Here is a 15,016-nt window from a genome sequence, read left to right on the forward strand (position 1 = left end):
TACCGATGAGGGGGAGCTTTTTCCAATAGCACGGGTATGGAAGAAAAATTCTGGAAATTTGGAGGTGAGAGAGTATGAACAAAGAAACAATCAAGGAACAAACAGTACAAAATATGGAAGCCTTAGGAATATATAAAGAACAGTATGATCGTATGATTGATGTATACGCGGAGCTAATCCACCAGTATTTGACCCTAAACAAGCAATTTGCAGAGAGTGGCTATCAATGCCAAGTAGGAACAGATTCAGGAGGGGCAAAAAAAGCGCCAATAGTCGCCACACTTGAAAACTTACGCAGGGATATTTTAGCTTATAGCGACCGCTTGTGTTTAAATCCGAAGGCAATCGAGACGGTGACAACGCAACAAAAAGGAAAATCAATGCTTGCCGAAGTGCTGGGTGGTATGAAATGAAGCAATACACGAACAAGCAAGTAGTGATCGAATATGCTCAAAGTGTGGTATCAGGCGAAAAGATAGCAGGTCAAGAAATCATACAAGCATGTGATCGGTTTTTGAATGATCTAAAGAATAATGATTATGATTTTAAGCCGCACGATGCCGAATTTGTCATTGCGGTAATAGAAAAAACCTTTACGCATGATCAAGGCGAGAAATTGGATGGGACACCTTTAATTGGTGAACCTTTTTTACTTGAGCCATGGCAAAAGTTTATCATCTATAATTTGCTGGCGTTTTATCACAAAGGAACGATATTACGACGGTACAAAGAAGCTTTTATTTTTATTCCACGTAAGAACGGTAAAACACGTTTTGTGGCGGCGCTTTCGTGGGCTTTAGCTTTACTGCACAGGCAGTCGGGATCAAAAATATACATTACAAGTGCCGTGTTGGATCAGTCCCTACAATCGTTTAACTTCATCAATTTTAATATTAAGCGAATGGGAGAAGAAAAGTCCTTCCGTATTTTGGACAACAACCAAGAGCATAGCATTAGTGGAGATTTGGGGGATGGATCGCTTTACATTAAAGCGTTGGCAGCTAACCCAGACAAACAGGATTCGCTAAACTGTAATATCGGCATTGCCGATGAAATCCACGCTTACAAAACACCAAAACAATATAATATCATCAAGGAAGCCATGAAAGCATATAGCAATAAGTTGATGATCGGTATTACTACGGCTGGAGATAATATGACAAGTTTTTGCTATCAAAAGTTGCAGTATTGTAAGAAAATCATAGACAAGGTTGTCACCGATGAGTCGTATTTTGTCTTTATCGCGAAAGCGGACGAGGGAGAACGGGGAGAGGTTGAATATACCGATGTTTTGCAACACGAAAAAGCTAACCCGAACTATGGCATAACGATCCGTCCTAAAGATATGAAAGATGATGCAATACAAGCACAAAACGATCCACAGCAACGCAAAGACTTTTTTTCTAAATCTCTAAACGTTTACACGTCCGCAATGCGGGCTTATTTTAATTTAGACGAGTTTAAAGCGAGCGACCGCATCTACTCGTGGACGATAGATCAATTAGCAAAACTACCGATCAAATGGTACGGTGGTGCTGATCTTTCTAAAATGCACGATTTAACAGCCGCCGCGCTATACGGGCACTATAAAGGAGTGGACATTATCATTCCGCATGGCTGGTTTCCTATCATTGCCGCCCGTCAAAAAGCAGAAGAGGACAATATACCACTGTTCGGCTGGCAGGAAGATGGATGGTTGACGATGTGTAACACGCCAACAGTTAATCATACGGACATTGTGAATTGGTTTGTTAAGATGAAAAGAATGGGCTTTAAAATAAAGCAAGTTGGCTTTGATCGCAAGTTTTCACGTGAATTCTTTATCGAGATGAAAAACAAAGGGTTTAAGATGGTCGACCAGCCCCAATATTTTTACAAGAAGTCCGAGGGTTTCCGTCGCATCGAGAAACAAGCAAAAGACAGGAAACTTTACTACTTGGGATCGCAAGCATTTGAGTATTGCGTTCAAAACGTCCACGCGATCGAGAAGACGGATGACATGATCCAGTACGAAAAAATCATGCCTAAGCAGCGTATTGATATGTTTGATGCGGCAGTGTTTGCGGCTATTCGGATGTTAGAGGATATGGAGACCAAGAGAGTGTCGGGCAGTTGGTTTGAGGGGGCAGAGAAATGATGAGATTGTTTAATAAAAAGCACTCCCGAAAGCGCAACTGCAGTAATGACCCTGTAGGGATATGGGTGCGTGGAGAAGACACCAAGAGCGCTATATTGGCAGGATATACCCCGCTGAACAAAAACGAGGAAGTGAGGAAATGCGTTCACAAGATTGCTGATCTAGTGTCCAGCATGACCATTATGTTAATGGAAAACGGTGAGGATGGTGACAGAAGGTTAAAAAACGAGCTATCGAAAAAGATTGACGTGTACCCCAGTCACTTCATGACGCGTAAAAACTTTGTTTATAAAATCGTGTCCGATCTGCTTATGACAGGAAATAGCGTTGTGTTGCCGCAAATGGCTGATGGGTTGCTGGATCATTTACACCTGTGGGATGCCGACAGTATAGCTTTTACGGGCGATGACCACGGGTATGCTATCCGCTATAAAAATAGGGTATTTGATCCTGATGAAGTTTTGCATTTTGTGCTTATACCCGATGCGACACATCCATATAAAGGTGTGGGATATGTTGACGCTTTGAAAGAGACAGTCACCACACTTGTACAAGCAACCGCTACAAAAAAAGCATTTATGCAGTCGGAGTGGAAACCGTCCTTGATTGTCAAAGTGGACGCAGATGTGGAAGAATTACAGGATCAAGAACAACGTGAAAAGATTTTAGACAGTTATATCCGCACAAGCGAGACGGGCAAGCCGTGGTTAATACCAAGTGGGGAGGTTGATGTTGAGCAAGTGCGACCTCTCACCTTATCTGATCTGGCTATACAAGAGTCAATCATGCTGGACAAAAAAGCTGTTGCTAGTGCGTTTGGCATTCCTGATTTTATGCTTGGTGTGGGTGATTTCAAAACAGAAGAATATAACAATTTTATTGCTACGACAATCATGCATATTGCCAAGATCATTGAGCAGGAACTCACTAAAAAACTTGTGTATAAAAACACGTGGTACTTTAAGATGAGCGCTAAGTCGTTAATGCAATATAATTTACAAGAAATGACGACACATGTAAAAGAGATGGTCGCGGGTGGAATGATAAACCGGAATGAGGGGCGTAACGTTTTTGATTATTCTCCTGTCGAAGGACTCAATGAATATATCGTCCTTGAAAACTATGTCCCCGTGTCTAAGGTAGGCGACCAAAAGAAACTGCATCAATATGGAAAGGAGGAAACCGATGAAGAGAGCAACGAGGGAAGTACAGACGACATTTAAAACAAGAATGAAAGGAGATACTCCCGATGGAATGATTATCGAGGGGTATTTTTTGTTATATGAGGACGAAACGGAGCTAATGCCGAATGTGCGTGAGATTTTGACACGTGGAGCGGCTGATGGGTCGCTAGAAGGCGATGTAAAAGCACTCTGGAATCATAGCGCGCAACATGTGTTAGGGCGTACAAAAAGCGGGTCATTAGAATTGCGGAGCGATGAGAAAGGTTTGTACGGTCGAATTACACTGCCCAATACATCCTATGGGCGCGATTTACATGCACTCGTGACACGCGGAGACGTTGATCAAGCGTCATTTGGGTTTACCCCCGTGGATGAGACGGTGGAAGAATTAGAAAACGGTGGCATGCGGTGGAGAATTAACAAACTAGATTTGCATGAAATATCCGTTGTGACGTTTCCGGCTTATGAAAATACATCGGTGCAGGCGCGCGCAAAGCAAGTCGAGCAGTACAAGCGTCGCGCGTTTGAGCAGAAACGACAAAAGCTAAAAAATAGACTGGAGGGCGATAAGCCATGTTGAAACAACTACGGTTACAAAAGACACTGGAGCAAAAACGCGAAGCACTTACTAAATATGAAGTGCGAGAAAAGGAATTGGAAGCGAAAGGTGACGAGTTGAAGCAGTCACTTGAGGAAGCCACAACCGAAGAAGATTTAAAGCTGGTTGATGAAAAGATTGACGAGCTAGATAAGGAAAAAGAGGACAACGAAAATTCCAAGAAAAAAATTGATGCAGAGATTGAAGCAATTGAAAAAGAACTTGCAGACGTAGAGGAACGGTCTAAAGCAAAAGACGCTACACGTGATAAGCGTGAAAACAATGCTACTGGGGGAGATGGAGACATGAACCGATTACAAGTGCGAGAGATGTTGCGTACAGGAGAATATTATAAAGATCAAGAGGTGAGGGAGTTTTACGAGCGATTTAAGCAATTGCGATCCGTAGCAGGGGGAGAATTAACGATCCCACATTTGGTTATTAATCGTATTATGGATATTTTAGGAGATTTTACGACGCTTTACCCGCTCGTTGAAAAAATTCGTGTAAAAGGCACGGCTCGTATGCTTTTTGACACGGACACAACCCCAGCAACGTGGATAGAACAACATGCGGCGATTCCTACAGGTGATGTGGGGACTGTGGTGCATCTGGATTTTGATGGGTATAAAGTTGGTAAAGTAGTTTTTGTTGACAATTATATGTTGCAAGACTCACTAATCAATTTAGATGACTACACTACAAAAAAGATTGCGCGGTCTATCGCGTTGGCTGTTGATGGAGGGATTGCCGCCGGAAAAGGAGCCGCAGAAAAACAACCGCTTGGAATTATTCCGGCGTTACCAGATTCTAATAAAGTAGAGGTTAACGCGGACGCTGATCTAGTAATTAACTTGCTAAAACAAGTAGGACGCATTGACACGGGGCTTGATCGCGTGGGGGAGATTGTAGCAGTTATGCACCGTCAAACATACTATGATCGTCTGTTATCATATAGTGTAAATGTTAACGCCACAGGAAATGTGGTAGGTAAACTCCCTAATCTAGGGCAACCGGACTTGGTGGGTTTGCGTGTGGTGTTTAATAACTTTATTCCACGGGATGCGGTTCTTTTTGGGGATTTTTCTAAGTACACACTGGTAGAGAGAGAAACAATCAGCATTGACCGTTCCGAGCATGTAAAATTCGCAGAAGATCAAATGGGATTTAGGGGGAAAGCGCGTTTTGATGGTAAGCCGACCAAGCCGGAAGCGTTTGTGCTAGCGGTGATTAAAAATGGAAATGGGGCGAAAGGTTAATGACTAGATTTAAAGCGGTTGTAAAACAAGCGGTTACTACTAATCGCCTTTTATCTGTTGTGCAAGAAGGCGGAATCAAATTGCAGATAACGCCCGCAGGAGGAACACCGGATTTTTATAGTACACGCGCTTTGGAAGCCAACGAAGAAATCACCGTAACTGTGAATAACGCTCCTGTGTGGGATGTTGAAGCCGGAGCGGATATTGCAGCAGGTGCAAACGTAGAAGCTGGAGAAGGTGGAACGTTGGTCACATCAAGCATCGGAAAGGGCATTGGTTACGTGCCCACAGGTGCAAAGGCTGGCGATGTCGTGCAGTTAGTGCGTCGTGGCGCTGGTGGAGCAGGCAAGGACGGCAGAGACGGTAAGGATGGTAAAGACGGTGTAAATGGTAAAGATGGCATTGACGGGAAGAACGGTGCTGATGGTAAGGATGGGAAAGACGGAAAGGACGGTGCAGCAGGCGAAGTTACAAAGGCGCAATTAGATGCTGCAATTGCCGCGGCGAAAGAAGCACTACGCAAGGAGCTAAAGGGAGATGGAGAATAATTTGCTTGATCTCTTAAAGCTAGACTTGGGCATTACGCACATGTTGCGCGATGCCTATTTTTTGTCTTTATTGGAGTCGTCACGGGATCAACTGAAAGCGCGTGGGATTACGTTAGATACAAGTGTTATAGATGATAAAATGTTAGTCGTCAACTATGCCGCGTGGACTTATCGCAAGAGGCAGACAGGCGAGCCATTATCACCACACCTCACACAACAAATTCGCAACAGGGTTGTAAAGGAGCGTGCCAAAGATGCCAAGCCTTAAAGCTAATGTAGGTGGCATGTCATTGGATGATATTTGTGATTTGATAACTGTGGATTACATCACCGACGATATACAACAAGAGATCAGTCAGGAGACAGCGCGCACGGTGTTTTGCATTCGATTAAGCGTATCGCGGCAAGAGTTTTATAATGCAGGTCAAGCGGGGCACAAACCAAGTATGACGCTATTAGTTGATAGCGATGAGTACGACAACGAGCAAAAATTTGTGTATCAAGACCAGACATATCACGTGTACCGCTCATTTTTGAGGCAGGACGGATACACCGAGTTATACGGGGAGGTTCGCACTGGTGATTGATGTAGCAAAAGAAATTACGCAAGCCTTAAAAGACTATACAACAGAGGTAGAAAAAGGACTGGAGAACGCAAGCGAACAAATTGCGAAAGAGACGGTTACACGGTTACGCTCAACTAGCCCAAAGCGACATGGGAAATATGAAAAAGGCTGGCGGCTTAAAAAGCTCAGTAAAGGTTATGTCGTGCATAACGCAACGCGCGCCGGACTTGCGCACCTTTTAGAGTTTGGGCACGCAACACGCAACGGAAGACGCACAGCGGCACAACCGCATATAAAACCTGTGGAAGAACAAGCAATCAGCGAATTTGAAAAAGCCGTCGTAAAGGTTATAAAAGGATGATGTTAGTAGAGCTAGCAAATATATTGAGGGGTACGGGTTATCCGGTGGCGTACCTGCAATTTAAATCAACCCCATCTATCCCGTTTATTGTTTATTACACGGAAGGAAGCAATCATTTTTATGCTGATAACAGTGTTAGAAAACGCACCTATGATGTGACTGTCGAGTTATATACAGACACTAAAAAGTTGGCAGCAGAAGAAAAGCTAGAAAATACACTTTTAGCGCACGGATTGCCTTTCTCAGACGTGGAAGTGTTTATAGAAAAGGAAAACCTTTACTTGAAAAAATATCAAATTGGAGTGATATGATGAGCAACAACAAAGTACAATTTGGATTGGAAAACGCCCATTACGCAACATTTAAGATTGAGGGCGGCAATGTCATTTATGATAAGCCAATCCCGTTGCGGGGATCGGTTGAGTTAAATCTTGAACCCAGAGGGGACATGGAGCCTTTTTATGCAGACAATATGATCTACTATTCAGCGCCCAATAACCAAGGTTATGACGGTACATTGACAATCGCTACTATTCCAGAACAATTTGCCATTGATTGCCTAGGAGAAGAAAAAGACATTGAAACTGGCACATTAACAGAAGTATCAAACGCCAAGCCGCAACCTTTTGCTCTTTTGTTTGAATTTGACGGCGACCAAAAGGCGACGCGGCACGTGCTATATCACTGTGTGGCTAACCGTCCTACGATGGGATCAGCGACGCGCACGGATTCAGTCGAGGTGAAAACAAATGAACTTACTTTTGTAGCAAGCCGCCGACTAACAGACAACAGAGTTAAAACAAAAACGCTTGGCAGCACGCCGGATGAAGTCTACAACGCTTGGTATTCCACAGTTTTTGACAAGGCGGTTCTTAAAAATGAAGGGGCTGAAAGTTGATGGAAAAGACACTAGAAATAGACGGTCGGAAAGTACGATTTAAGTCAACAGCGGCAACGACATTACGGTATAAAAAGCAATTCGGGCGGGAGTATTTTGCTGATCTATTGAAAATGTACCCGCTTGTAAAACTTCAAGAACAGGGAAAAGACATTCAAAATATGGAATATGAAGTGATGAAATATATTGATTTTGAAGTGTTGTACAACATCACGTGGGTGCTTGCAAAGACAGCAGATAAATCGCTATCCGAACCCGTGGAATGGCTTGACACATTCGATGAATTCCCATTGATGGAGATTTTACCGGAGTTACAAGAGCTAATTGAAAAGTCTGTAGGCACTAAAAAAAAGTAGAAACAAACGAAGAGTCGTGCGGTGATCCCCTAACTACTGATACTTTTTTATTTATGTGCAAAAAAGTAGGCTTGACGTTGGAGGACATGCATTTGATGACGGTTGGTATGTGTCTTGACTACATGGACGAGTATATTCAGCAAAATTCAGGTAAAACGAGAACACGCAAAGCCACACAGGCAGACTATGACAGCTTTTAAAGAATGGGGGTGAGTCTGTGAGCAAGCGCATAAAGGGTATTACAATCGAATTGGACGGGGAAACAAAAGGACTTGATAAAGCGCTGGGAGATGTCAATAAGCGGTCTCGTGATGTGAATAAAGAGCTTCGAGATGTTGAGAAACTTTTGAAATTTAATCCCGGAAATACACAGCTAGTAGCGCAGAAACAAAAATTGCTAGGCGAACAAGTGTCTATTACAAGAGATCGCTTGAAACAACTAAAAGCCGCGGAAGCAGAGGTGCAAAGGCAGTTTGAAAACGGGGAGATTGGCGAGGAACAGTACAGAGCCTTTCAGCGTGAGTTGGTAGAGACGGAAAGCAAACTAAAACACTTCGAATCCCAGCTACAGCAAACCCCGACCAAGTTTGAAAGATTTTCAACCGCCATGCACAAAGCCGGCGACAAGATGAAAGATGTCGGTAAAAAGGCAAAAGATACTGGTATGAGTTTGACTAAATTTGTGACAGCACCGATTATGGCAGGCGGCGCGGCACTTGTTGCGCTTGCGAAAGCGTCAGGAGAATCAGCCGACCGTATATTGGATTTAAGTGAAATCACAGGAATGTCTACGGATGCTATTCAAGAGTGGCAACATGTATCCACAGTTGCGGGAGTCGAACAAGAAGCCATGACAAAAGCTGTGGAAGGGCTAGTGCGCAAAATCCCACAACTTGAAGCTGAGGGAGGCAAAGCCACCGAAGCACTAAAAAAGATGGGTGTGTCCTACAGTGATCTCAAAAAGATGTCGCCCGATCAGCAAATTGACACGTTAATGAGATCATTGTCGCAAATGGAAGACCCGTTAGAGCGTAACGCTATAGGCTCACAGCTTTTCGGCGGTGCATGGAAAGATATAGCACCTATCCTTGGCATGGGTGCGGACGGAATCGAAAGAGCCAAAGAAGAAGCGCGCGAATTGGGCGTAGTCATGGGAGAAGACAGCCTAAACGATGCAAATAATTTTCGAATCGAATTAGATAAACTAACAGAAGTCTTTAAAAAGATGTTTATGCAAATTGGCGCAGACTTGGCACCGATGTTACGAGATACGCTAGCCCCTATTATTCAAGATACAGTTATTCCGGCGCTGCAAAGTATGGCGGAGAAGGTAAAAGAGGTGCTCGAATGGTTTAAAGAGCTATCCCCCCAAACGCAAACGCTTATTGTAGGTGCAATCGGTCTTGCGGCGGCGCTTGGTCCCTTGTTAACTGCTTTTGGTATGATGTCAATGGGTATGGGTTCAGTGCTCAAGATTATCCCAACACTAGTCATGGCGGTTGGATCGTTAGGAAAGGCGCTAATGTTTTTGGCAGTAAACCCTGTGGGATTGGTTATCACGGCAATAGGGCTATTGGTAGCAGCGGGTATTTGGTTATATCAAAACTGGGATACGGTAAAGGCAACAATTATCAACATATGGAATGTGATCTCAATAGCGGTCGGTAATTTTATAAAAGGACTCGTTGCAACTATTAAGAGTTGGTTTGGTAAGGCAAAGGAAATTATTGTCACGATTTTCACGGCTATTTCTACGTTTTTTAATAAGATATGGTCGGGTATCAAGTCATTTTTAGGCTCGATTGTGAGCGGTATTGTATCATTTTTTAGTCAACGTTTTAACAGCGTAAAGACAACTATCACTAACGTGTTTAATGCGGTAAATAGCTTTATACGGTCTATTTGGTCGGGCATTAGGAGCTTTTTTGGATCAATTGTATCTGGTATTGTTTCAACCGTAACGGGGCGATTTGGGTCACTCCTTACGGGCATTAGAAATACGATGAACAAGATTAGATCAACTATCAGCAACATCTGGAATAACGTTATGTCATTTTTTCGGGGCATCAACTTATGGCAGATCGGTAAGGACATTATAAATGGTCTCATAAACGGGATAAAATCTATGGCAAAAAAAGTGGTCAACTCTGTAAAAGGTGTTGTAGATGGAGCTATCCAAGGGGCTAAAAACCTACTAGGCATTGCGTCGCCGTCAAAGGTGTTTAAAAAGTTCGGAGAGTACACAGGGCAAGGCTTTGAACAAGGCATGACCGCAATGGTTGGTAAGGTTAAAAACGCGGCTGAAAAGATGGGAGATGCAGCATTTCTAAATCTACCGAAAGACCATGAGTACACCGCAAAAATAAACGCTAATACGACGACAAGTGGTGCAAGTGCTAGCCCACAGTTTTTGCTTGCAGAGATTGGAAAAATGCTCGCGGCGCAAATGCAAAGCAACCAAAGCGGGCAACCTATTTACTTAACCCTAGATGGTAAAGTCATTGCACAAAGCGTGGTCGGGGAGGTTACGAGGTTGCAAGATCACCGCGAATATAGACGTAGGAGGTCACCACGTGCGTAGCTCATTCACTTTTAACAATATACGCAAAGATAATATTTACTTACGAGATGGACGCGAGAGAGCACCATTTGCGCCGATCACACGGGATGTATTAAGCATAAACGGTTTACATCGGTTGCGGCATAGTAAACAACAATTGCGGACGATCACGCAACCGATTAGTTATGTAGTGGACGATGATGCTACAACGAGAAAAAGAGAGTTGTCAAGCTGGTTAATTACAGACGAACCTGCCCCGCTGATTTTTGACGATGAGCCGGATATAATCTATATGGCAATAGTAGAAAACACGTTAGAAGACTTTGAAGAAATGGCAGATCACAGAGGTGGAACAATTGAATTTTTGATACTCGATACATTGGGGGAAACTCAAACACTAACTGTGGGCACATCTTTTGTGGAGTACAATATAGGCGGTCAGTTGCCTGCAAACTGGACAAGTAAAACCATTTTTAATGAAGAAACAATAAATTACACACTAGAAAACAATGCAGGTGGGAAGATCGTACTAAATTATACGTTTGGCAAGGGTGATACATTAGAAATTGACTATTCCAAGCGTAAAATTGTTTTAAATGGCACAGTGAGAATGCCGTTACTGTCATTGTTTTCTAATTGGTTTGCGCTCAAGCCCGCGCGGATGAAGTTGAAAGCAAGCGCCGAAACACATATCACATACACAGAGCGATTCTATTAATGAACGGATGTGAACACAATGGCAGAGCTATATATATTTAGTCCAAAAGATGAGCTATTGACAGCAATTACAAAAGAAAAAGGACTCATCAGCGCAACGCTACGCGAAGAGCTAAACAAAGTACCCGATCAGCCGTTTACGTTTACAGTGTTAGCGGATGAAGCGGATGCACGCTATATTATGGAAGAAAATCAAGTCGTGGTGAAGGATAAGGAGAATGAGTTGCGCCTTTTTGCGATTAAGGAAATCGAAGACGTGCGTATGGAAGAAGGAACGGAAACCACGGCGATCTGTGAACCCGCCTACATGGAGCTAAAAGAACACATCGTAACGGACAAGCGCTTTAATGATCAAACAGCAGATGTGGCATTAAAAGCAGCTTTGGAGGGGACGAGATGGACGGGCAGTGTGGGTATAGAGTTAGGCAAACGATCCACAAACTTCTATTATGTCACCGCAATTGATGCCGTGTGGGATATTTTAAATGTTTGGGGCGGTGAGTTTAGGGACGCGGTGACGTTTGACGGCAATCGCATTACATCGCGTAAGATTTACATTGTACCTCGTCGCGGCGTGGATAACGGGAAACGACTAGAGGTGGACTATAATATAGAAGAAATTGAACGGCGTGTGTTATCGTATCCCGTTACGTCTTTATATGGACGGGGTGCGTCTTTAGAAACGGAAGGTGGCGGGGACACAAGATACATCGACTTTGCAGGTGTGGAATGGAAAAAGAGTAAAGGCGATCCCACAGACAAGCCAAAAGGGCAACGCTGGGTAGGTGATCCTACTTTACTGCAAAAGTATGGACGCAATCACAACGGCAAATTATTGCACCGCGCGGCAATCTGGCAAGACGGAGACATAGAGGACGCAAAGGAGTTACTAAAAGCCACGTGGGAGCAATTACAGGCTACCAAGCAAGTTGAAGTCAATTATCTTTTGTCGGTGCATTTATTGGAGTCGCTAGCTGGCTATGATCATGAGCGTGTCTCTTTGGGAGATACAGCGCGCGTCATTGATCGCAATTTTTCCCGACCAATTGAGGTGCAAACGCGAGTGATCGCGCTCGAATATGATTTGTTAGACATTGACAACACCGCCATTGTTGAAATGGGACAATTCCTATCACTCCACAGTTTTGATGACCGTCTGGACAAGATCGCTAATGAAATAGACAGCAAGCGTCGTTTGTGGGATACAAAGGATGGCGCGATTGATGCGAGTAAGTATCCAAACATTATACCTGATGTGCCAATTGTAACCACAGAAGGGCTATTTGCCGCGATCAAAATTGACTGGGATTATGATTATCTTGCGACATATGTTGCTGGCTATGAGGTGTATATTAGTGAAGTAAAGGGCTTTATACCGTCTCCCGAAACGCTCGTGTGGCGTGGTTACGGCAATAGCTACAGTTATCACGGCGAAGTCAATAAACAATATTATGTGCGTGTGCGGGCATTTAACTATCATGATAGGTATTCAGATTTTTCCGATGAATCCACTGCTTTGACGCAAAGAATCATCTCCCGTGAAATATTGTTTGGAAAAGAGCATGCCGAAACGTTACAAAAGTTATCGAAAACAGCAAAGCTGCTGGCTGATGAAACGATTGATTTTGATACGATTACAAAGGATGCTAGGGAAAAGATCAATGAACAAGCGCGACAATATACCGATGAAGAAATTCACGGAAAGGCAAAAGAAATTGAAGCGAAGCTATCGGAAACGATCGGCGTTGAAGTGCTAGAAAAAGCAGAAGAAAAACTAAAACAAGAACTTGCTGGTGTAGATGGAAAAGTTACGACTGTAAAAAATGAGATTGATAAGGAAAAAGATAGGGTATCACAAGCAATTGAGCAGCTAAGCAATGTCGATGAATCCCTATCTCGCACAACCACGACATTGACACAGCACGCAGAAGCAATTGAAGCACGTGCGAAGAAAGAAGAACTGAACAAGGTGACGGGCGAAGTCTCTAGTGTGAAGTCGCAAGTGAAAGTTGTTGCGGAAGGGTTAAAAACAAAAGCAGAAGCAACAAATGTGTACACGAAGAAAGAGACAGACAACAAATTAGGCTCCCACGTGGAAAAAACGATCTATGAAAAGCGGCAAACCACGTTAGATGCAACGATTGCTGGTATCCACGGCGTTGTAAATAAAACAACAACGGTTGTTGACGATCTAACGGGTGAAGTTAGCAAAGTAAAGTCAAATGTATCTACTTTAGAACAAACGGCAAAAGGAATCCATACCAAGGTTGATCAAGTAAAAAAAGAAAACACAGAAGCAATAAAAGCAGTCCAGTCCACACTTGACCAAACAGCTAATGCAATAGCCTTACGTGCAACTAAAACAGAAGTCAATACACTAACGAACCGTCTGTCACAAGCTGAATCTCAATTAACTGTACAAGCCAATGAGATAGCCGCAAAAGTTGAAAAAGACGGGCTCATTTCTGCAATTAACATGCAGCCGGAACGGATTAGAATTAAAAGCGAGTTAATAGAAATAGACGGAAAAACCCTCATACGAGAAGGAGCCATCGGGAAAGCTGCCATCGGTAAAGGCGAGATCACGGACGCGCATATAGAAAATGTCATCATAAAAACAGGGCAGATCAGAGACGGCGCAATTACAAACGCCAAAATAGGCAGGCTCGCAGTGGACACCGCCAATATTGCAAATGGAGCGATTACAGATTTACAAGTGTCTAATATCAATGCTAGTAAGATTACATCGGGGTATATAGATGCCGCTAACATCGCAATAATGGCTATGGGCAGTAATAGCAGCACTAGACAGGTTTTAAAAATGGATAAGGAGGGTCTGCATTCTTATGATAGCAATGGTAAATTGCGCATTTTGCTAGCGGTTAAAAATTACAAAGGCGGCAGCCCTGCTGTGTTGCGTTTTTTCGATGAAAAGGAAAGGAATATGGGTTATATCGGTGCAAACGCAGAAGAAACTTTTTCTATATATAGCGCAGGAGCTTCTCATTTCTTAACTGATCGGATTGCATCGCACCACGCTGATAAGTTTCATTTTTCGGTACATCGGGATAAAAGTAAAAACAAGAAATTTTGGGTCATGTACTCACATAAAAGCAGCAGTGGTGACTTAAACCCAAGTTTGTATCCAAGTCAGCACGCATATGGATACTTGGGGGTATCTGGCGAATGGATATGGGGATCATATATCGTCCACATGAACTACAAGAACCTTCATAAAGATTCGTCACGAGATAAAAAAGAAAATATACAAGGTGTGGATATTGACTATTATTCATCCGTTTTTGATCAATTAAATTTTGTGACATATCACTACAAAAATGATGCGGAAGAAGAAAACCCTGCAACGTTTGTAAGGAAAAATTTAGGTTTGATCTATGAAGAAAGCCCCAAAGAAATCAAGATAAGCGACGAAAACAAAGGAATAGCTATGGACGATCTCACTGCACTAATTGGCATCAAAGTGCAGCAGCAGAACGCTAAAATTAAAATGCTGCAAGAAGAACTGATTGAATTAAAAAGGAGCGTGCGGAATGGATAGAACTGAACAGATGGGACAATTGACAGAAGAAGAAAAAATGCGTATCGAACTAAGCAATAAAGCGCGCATTACAGAGCAGCTTGCGGCGAGGTTAGGACAACGCGAAATAGAACTTGCAGAATCGCAAACAAGATGCGAAACTTTCGCGGCGGCGTTCGAAGAAGTACAGAAGGAACTACAAGCGTGGAAAGATGGCAGTAAGGGAGGTGATTGCCGTAACTGAGTAATGCAGATGATGCATATGAGACCGTTGCGGTCTTTTTTTATGTCTAA

General features: G+C 43.1%; 16 protein-coding genes. All 16 read left to right on the forward strand.

The genetic code is table 11. The annotated features are described in order from the left end of the window. The first annotated feature begins 74 nt into the window (after positions 1-74). The 16 genes from BLT29_RS06095 (at position 75) to BLT29_RS06170 (ending at position 14,966) form a co-directional block, all read left to right on the forward strand. The gene (locus tag BLT29_RS06095; RefSeq protein WP_090775429.1) at positions 75-413 is read left to right on the forward strand and encodes a P27 family phage terminase small subunit; all 339 of its coding nucleotides are present in this window, start codon (positions 75-77) and stop codon (positions 411-413) included. Next, positions 410-2,137: a terminase large subunit gene (locus BLT29_RS06100; RefSeq protein ID WP_090775430.1), complete on the forward strand. Its 1,728-nt coding sequence runs from the start codon at positions 410-412 to the stop codon at positions 2,135-2,137. The genes BLT29_RS06095 and BLT29_RS06100 overlap by 4 nt, the downstream gene beginning before the upstream one ends. Beyond that, positions 2,134-3,360 carry a phage portal protein gene (locus BLT29_RS06105; RefSeq protein WP_218123999.1) on the forward strand — a complete coding sequence of 409 codons (1,227 nt, stop codon included), beginning with the start codon at positions 2,134-2,136 and terminating at the stop codon, positions 3,358-3,360. Before BLT29_RS06100 ends, BLT29_RS06105 begins: the two co-directional genes overlap by 4 nt. After that, positions 3,323-3,901: an HK97 family phage prohead protease gene (locus tag BLT29_RS06110; protein ID WP_090775431.1), complete on the forward strand. Its 579-nt coding sequence runs from the start codon at positions 3,323-3,325 to the stop codon at positions 3,899-3,901. Before BLT29_RS06105 ends, BLT29_RS06110 begins: the two co-directional genes overlap by 38 nt. After that, positions 3,895-5,178, forward strand: a complete 1,284-nt coding sequence (locus BLT29_RS06115) for a phage major capsid protein (RefSeq protein WP_090775432.1) — start codon at positions 3,895-3,897, stop codon at positions 5,176-5,178. The genes BLT29_RS06110 and BLT29_RS06115 overlap by 7 nt, the downstream gene beginning before the upstream one ends. Beyond that, positions 5,178-5,726 carry a hypothetical protein gene (locus BLT29_RS06120; RefSeq protein ID WP_090775433.1) on the forward strand — a complete coding sequence of 183 codons (549 nt, stop codon included), beginning with the start codon at positions 5,178-5,180 and terminating at the stop codon, positions 5,724-5,726. Before BLT29_RS06115 ends, BLT29_RS06120 begins: the two co-directional genes overlap by 1 nt. Beyond that, entirely contained in the window at positions 5,716-5,994 is a 279-nt protein-coding gene (locus tag BLT29_RS06125; protein WP_090775434.1) for a hypothetical protein, read from the forward strand. The genes BLT29_RS06120 and BLT29_RS06125 overlap by 11 nt, the downstream gene beginning before the upstream one ends. Continuing rightward, a complete protein-coding gene (locus BLT29_RS06130) occupies positions 5,981-6,313 on the forward strand; it encodes a phage head closure protein (protein ID WP_090775435.1) in 333 nt (110 codons plus the stop codon). The genes BLT29_RS06125 and BLT29_RS06130 overlap by 14 nt, the downstream gene beginning before the upstream one ends. Further along, on the forward strand, positions 6,306-6,653 hold the full coding sequence (locus BLT29_RS06135) for an HK97 gp10 family phage protein (protein ID WP_218124000.1): 348 nt from the start codon (positions 6,306-6,308) through the stop codon (positions 6,651-6,653). Before BLT29_RS06130 ends, BLT29_RS06135 begins: the two co-directional genes overlap by 8 nt. After that, a complete protein-coding gene (locus BLT29_RS06140) occupies positions 6,650-6,964 on the forward strand; it encodes a hypothetical protein (protein ID WP_090775437.1) in 315 nt (104 codons plus the stop codon). The genes BLT29_RS06135 and BLT29_RS06140 overlap by 4 nt, the downstream gene beginning before the upstream one ends. After that, a complete protein-coding gene (locus BLT29_RS06145) occupies positions 6,964-7,551 on the forward strand; it encodes a major tail protein (protein WP_090775438.1) in 588 nt (195 codons plus the stop codon). Before BLT29_RS06140 ends, BLT29_RS06145 begins: the two co-directional genes overlap by 1 nt. After that, complete coding sequence (locus tag BLT29_RS06150; RefSeq protein ID WP_090775439.1) at positions 7,551-7,907, forward strand: hypothetical protein; 357 nt, start codon at positions 7,551-7,553, stop codon at positions 7,905-7,907. Before BLT29_RS06145 ends, BLT29_RS06150 begins: the two co-directional genes overlap by 1 nt. A gap of 217 nt (positions 7,908-8,124) precedes the next feature. Beyond that, complete coding sequence (locus BLT29_RS06155; RefSeq protein WP_090775440.1) at positions 8,125-10,488, forward strand: phage tail tape measure protein; 2,364 nt, start codon at positions 8,125-8,127, stop codon at positions 10,486-10,488. Then, complete coding sequence (locus tag BLT29_RS06160) at positions 10,481-11,185, forward strand: distal tail protein Dit (RefSeq protein ID WP_176763833.1); 705 nt, start codon at positions 10,481-10,483, stop codon at positions 11,183-11,185. The genes BLT29_RS06155 and BLT29_RS06160 overlap by 8 nt, the downstream gene beginning before the upstream one ends. Positions 11,186-11,203: 18 nt before the next feature. Beyond that, entirely contained in the window at positions 11,204-14,743 is a 3,540-nt protein-coding gene (locus BLT29_RS06165) for a phage tail protein (protein ID WP_090775442.1), read from the forward strand. Then, a complete protein-coding gene (locus tag BLT29_RS06170) occupies positions 14,736-14,966 on the forward strand; it encodes a hypothetical protein (protein WP_090775443.1) in 231 nt (76 codons plus the stop codon). The genes BLT29_RS06165 and BLT29_RS06170 overlap by 8 nt, the downstream gene beginning before the upstream one ends. Positions 14,967-15,016 lie beyond the last annotated feature (50 nt).

Source organism: Shouchella lonarensis (assembly GCF_900096965.1).
Classification (GTDB): Bacteria; Bacillota; Bacilli; order Bacillales; family Bacillaceae_D; genus Shouchella; species Shouchella lonarensis.

What these genes read in the sequence shown, in the direction of transcription:
- BLT29_RS06095 (WP_090775429.1), top strand. Translation starts at nt 75, where the DNA reads ATGAACAAAGAAACAATCAAGGAACAAACAGTACAAAATATGGAAGCC.
- BLT29_RS06100 (WP_090775430.1), top strand. Translation starts at nt 410, where the DNA reads ATGAAGCAATACACGAACAAGCAAGTAGTGATCGAATATGCTCAAAGT.
- BLT29_RS06105 (WP_218123999.1), top strand. Translation starts at nt 2,134, where the DNA reads ATGATGAGATTGTTTAATAAAAAGCACTCCCGAAAGCGCAACTGCAGT.
- BLT29_RS06110 (WP_090775431.1), top strand. Translation starts at nt 3,323, where the DNA reads ATGAAGAGAGCAACGAGGGAAGTACAGACGACATTTAAAACAAGAATG.
- BLT29_RS06115 (WP_090775432.1), top strand. Translation starts at nt 3,895, where the DNA reads ATGTTGAAACAACTACGGTTACAAAAGACACTGGAGCAAAAACGCGAA.
- BLT29_RS06120 (WP_090775433.1), top strand. Translation starts at nt 5,178, where the DNA reads ATGACTAGATTTAAAGCGGTTGTAAAACAAGCGGTTACTACTAATCGC.
- BLT29_RS06125 (WP_090775434.1), top strand. Translation starts at nt 5,716, where the DNA reads ATGGAGAATAATTTGCTTGATCTCTTAAAGCTAGACTTGGGCATTACG.
- BLT29_RS06130 (WP_090775435.1), top strand. Translation starts at nt 5,981, where the DNA reads ATGCCAAGCCTTAAAGCTAATGTAGGTGGCATGTCATTGGATGATATT.
- BLT29_RS06140 (WP_090775437.1), top strand. Translation starts at nt 6,650, where the DNA reads ATGATGTTAGTAGAGCTAGCAAATATATTGAGGGGTACGGGTTATCCG.
- BLT29_RS06145 (WP_090775438.1), top strand. Translation starts at nt 6,964, where the DNA reads ATGAGCAACAACAAAGTACAATTTGGATTGGAAAACGCCCATTACGCA.
- BLT29_RS06150 (WP_090775439.1), top strand. Translation starts at nt 7,551, where the DNA reads ATGGAAAAGACACTAGAAATAGACGGTCGGAAAGTACGATTTAAGTCA.
- BLT29_RS06165 (WP_090775442.1), top strand. Translation starts at nt 11,204, where the DNA reads ATGGCAGAGCTATATATATTTAGTCCAAAAGATGAGCTATTGACAGCA.
- BLT29_RS06170 (WP_090775443.1), top strand. Translation starts at nt 14,736, where the DNA reads ATGGATAGAACTGAACAGATGGGACAATTGACAGAAGAAGAAAAAATG.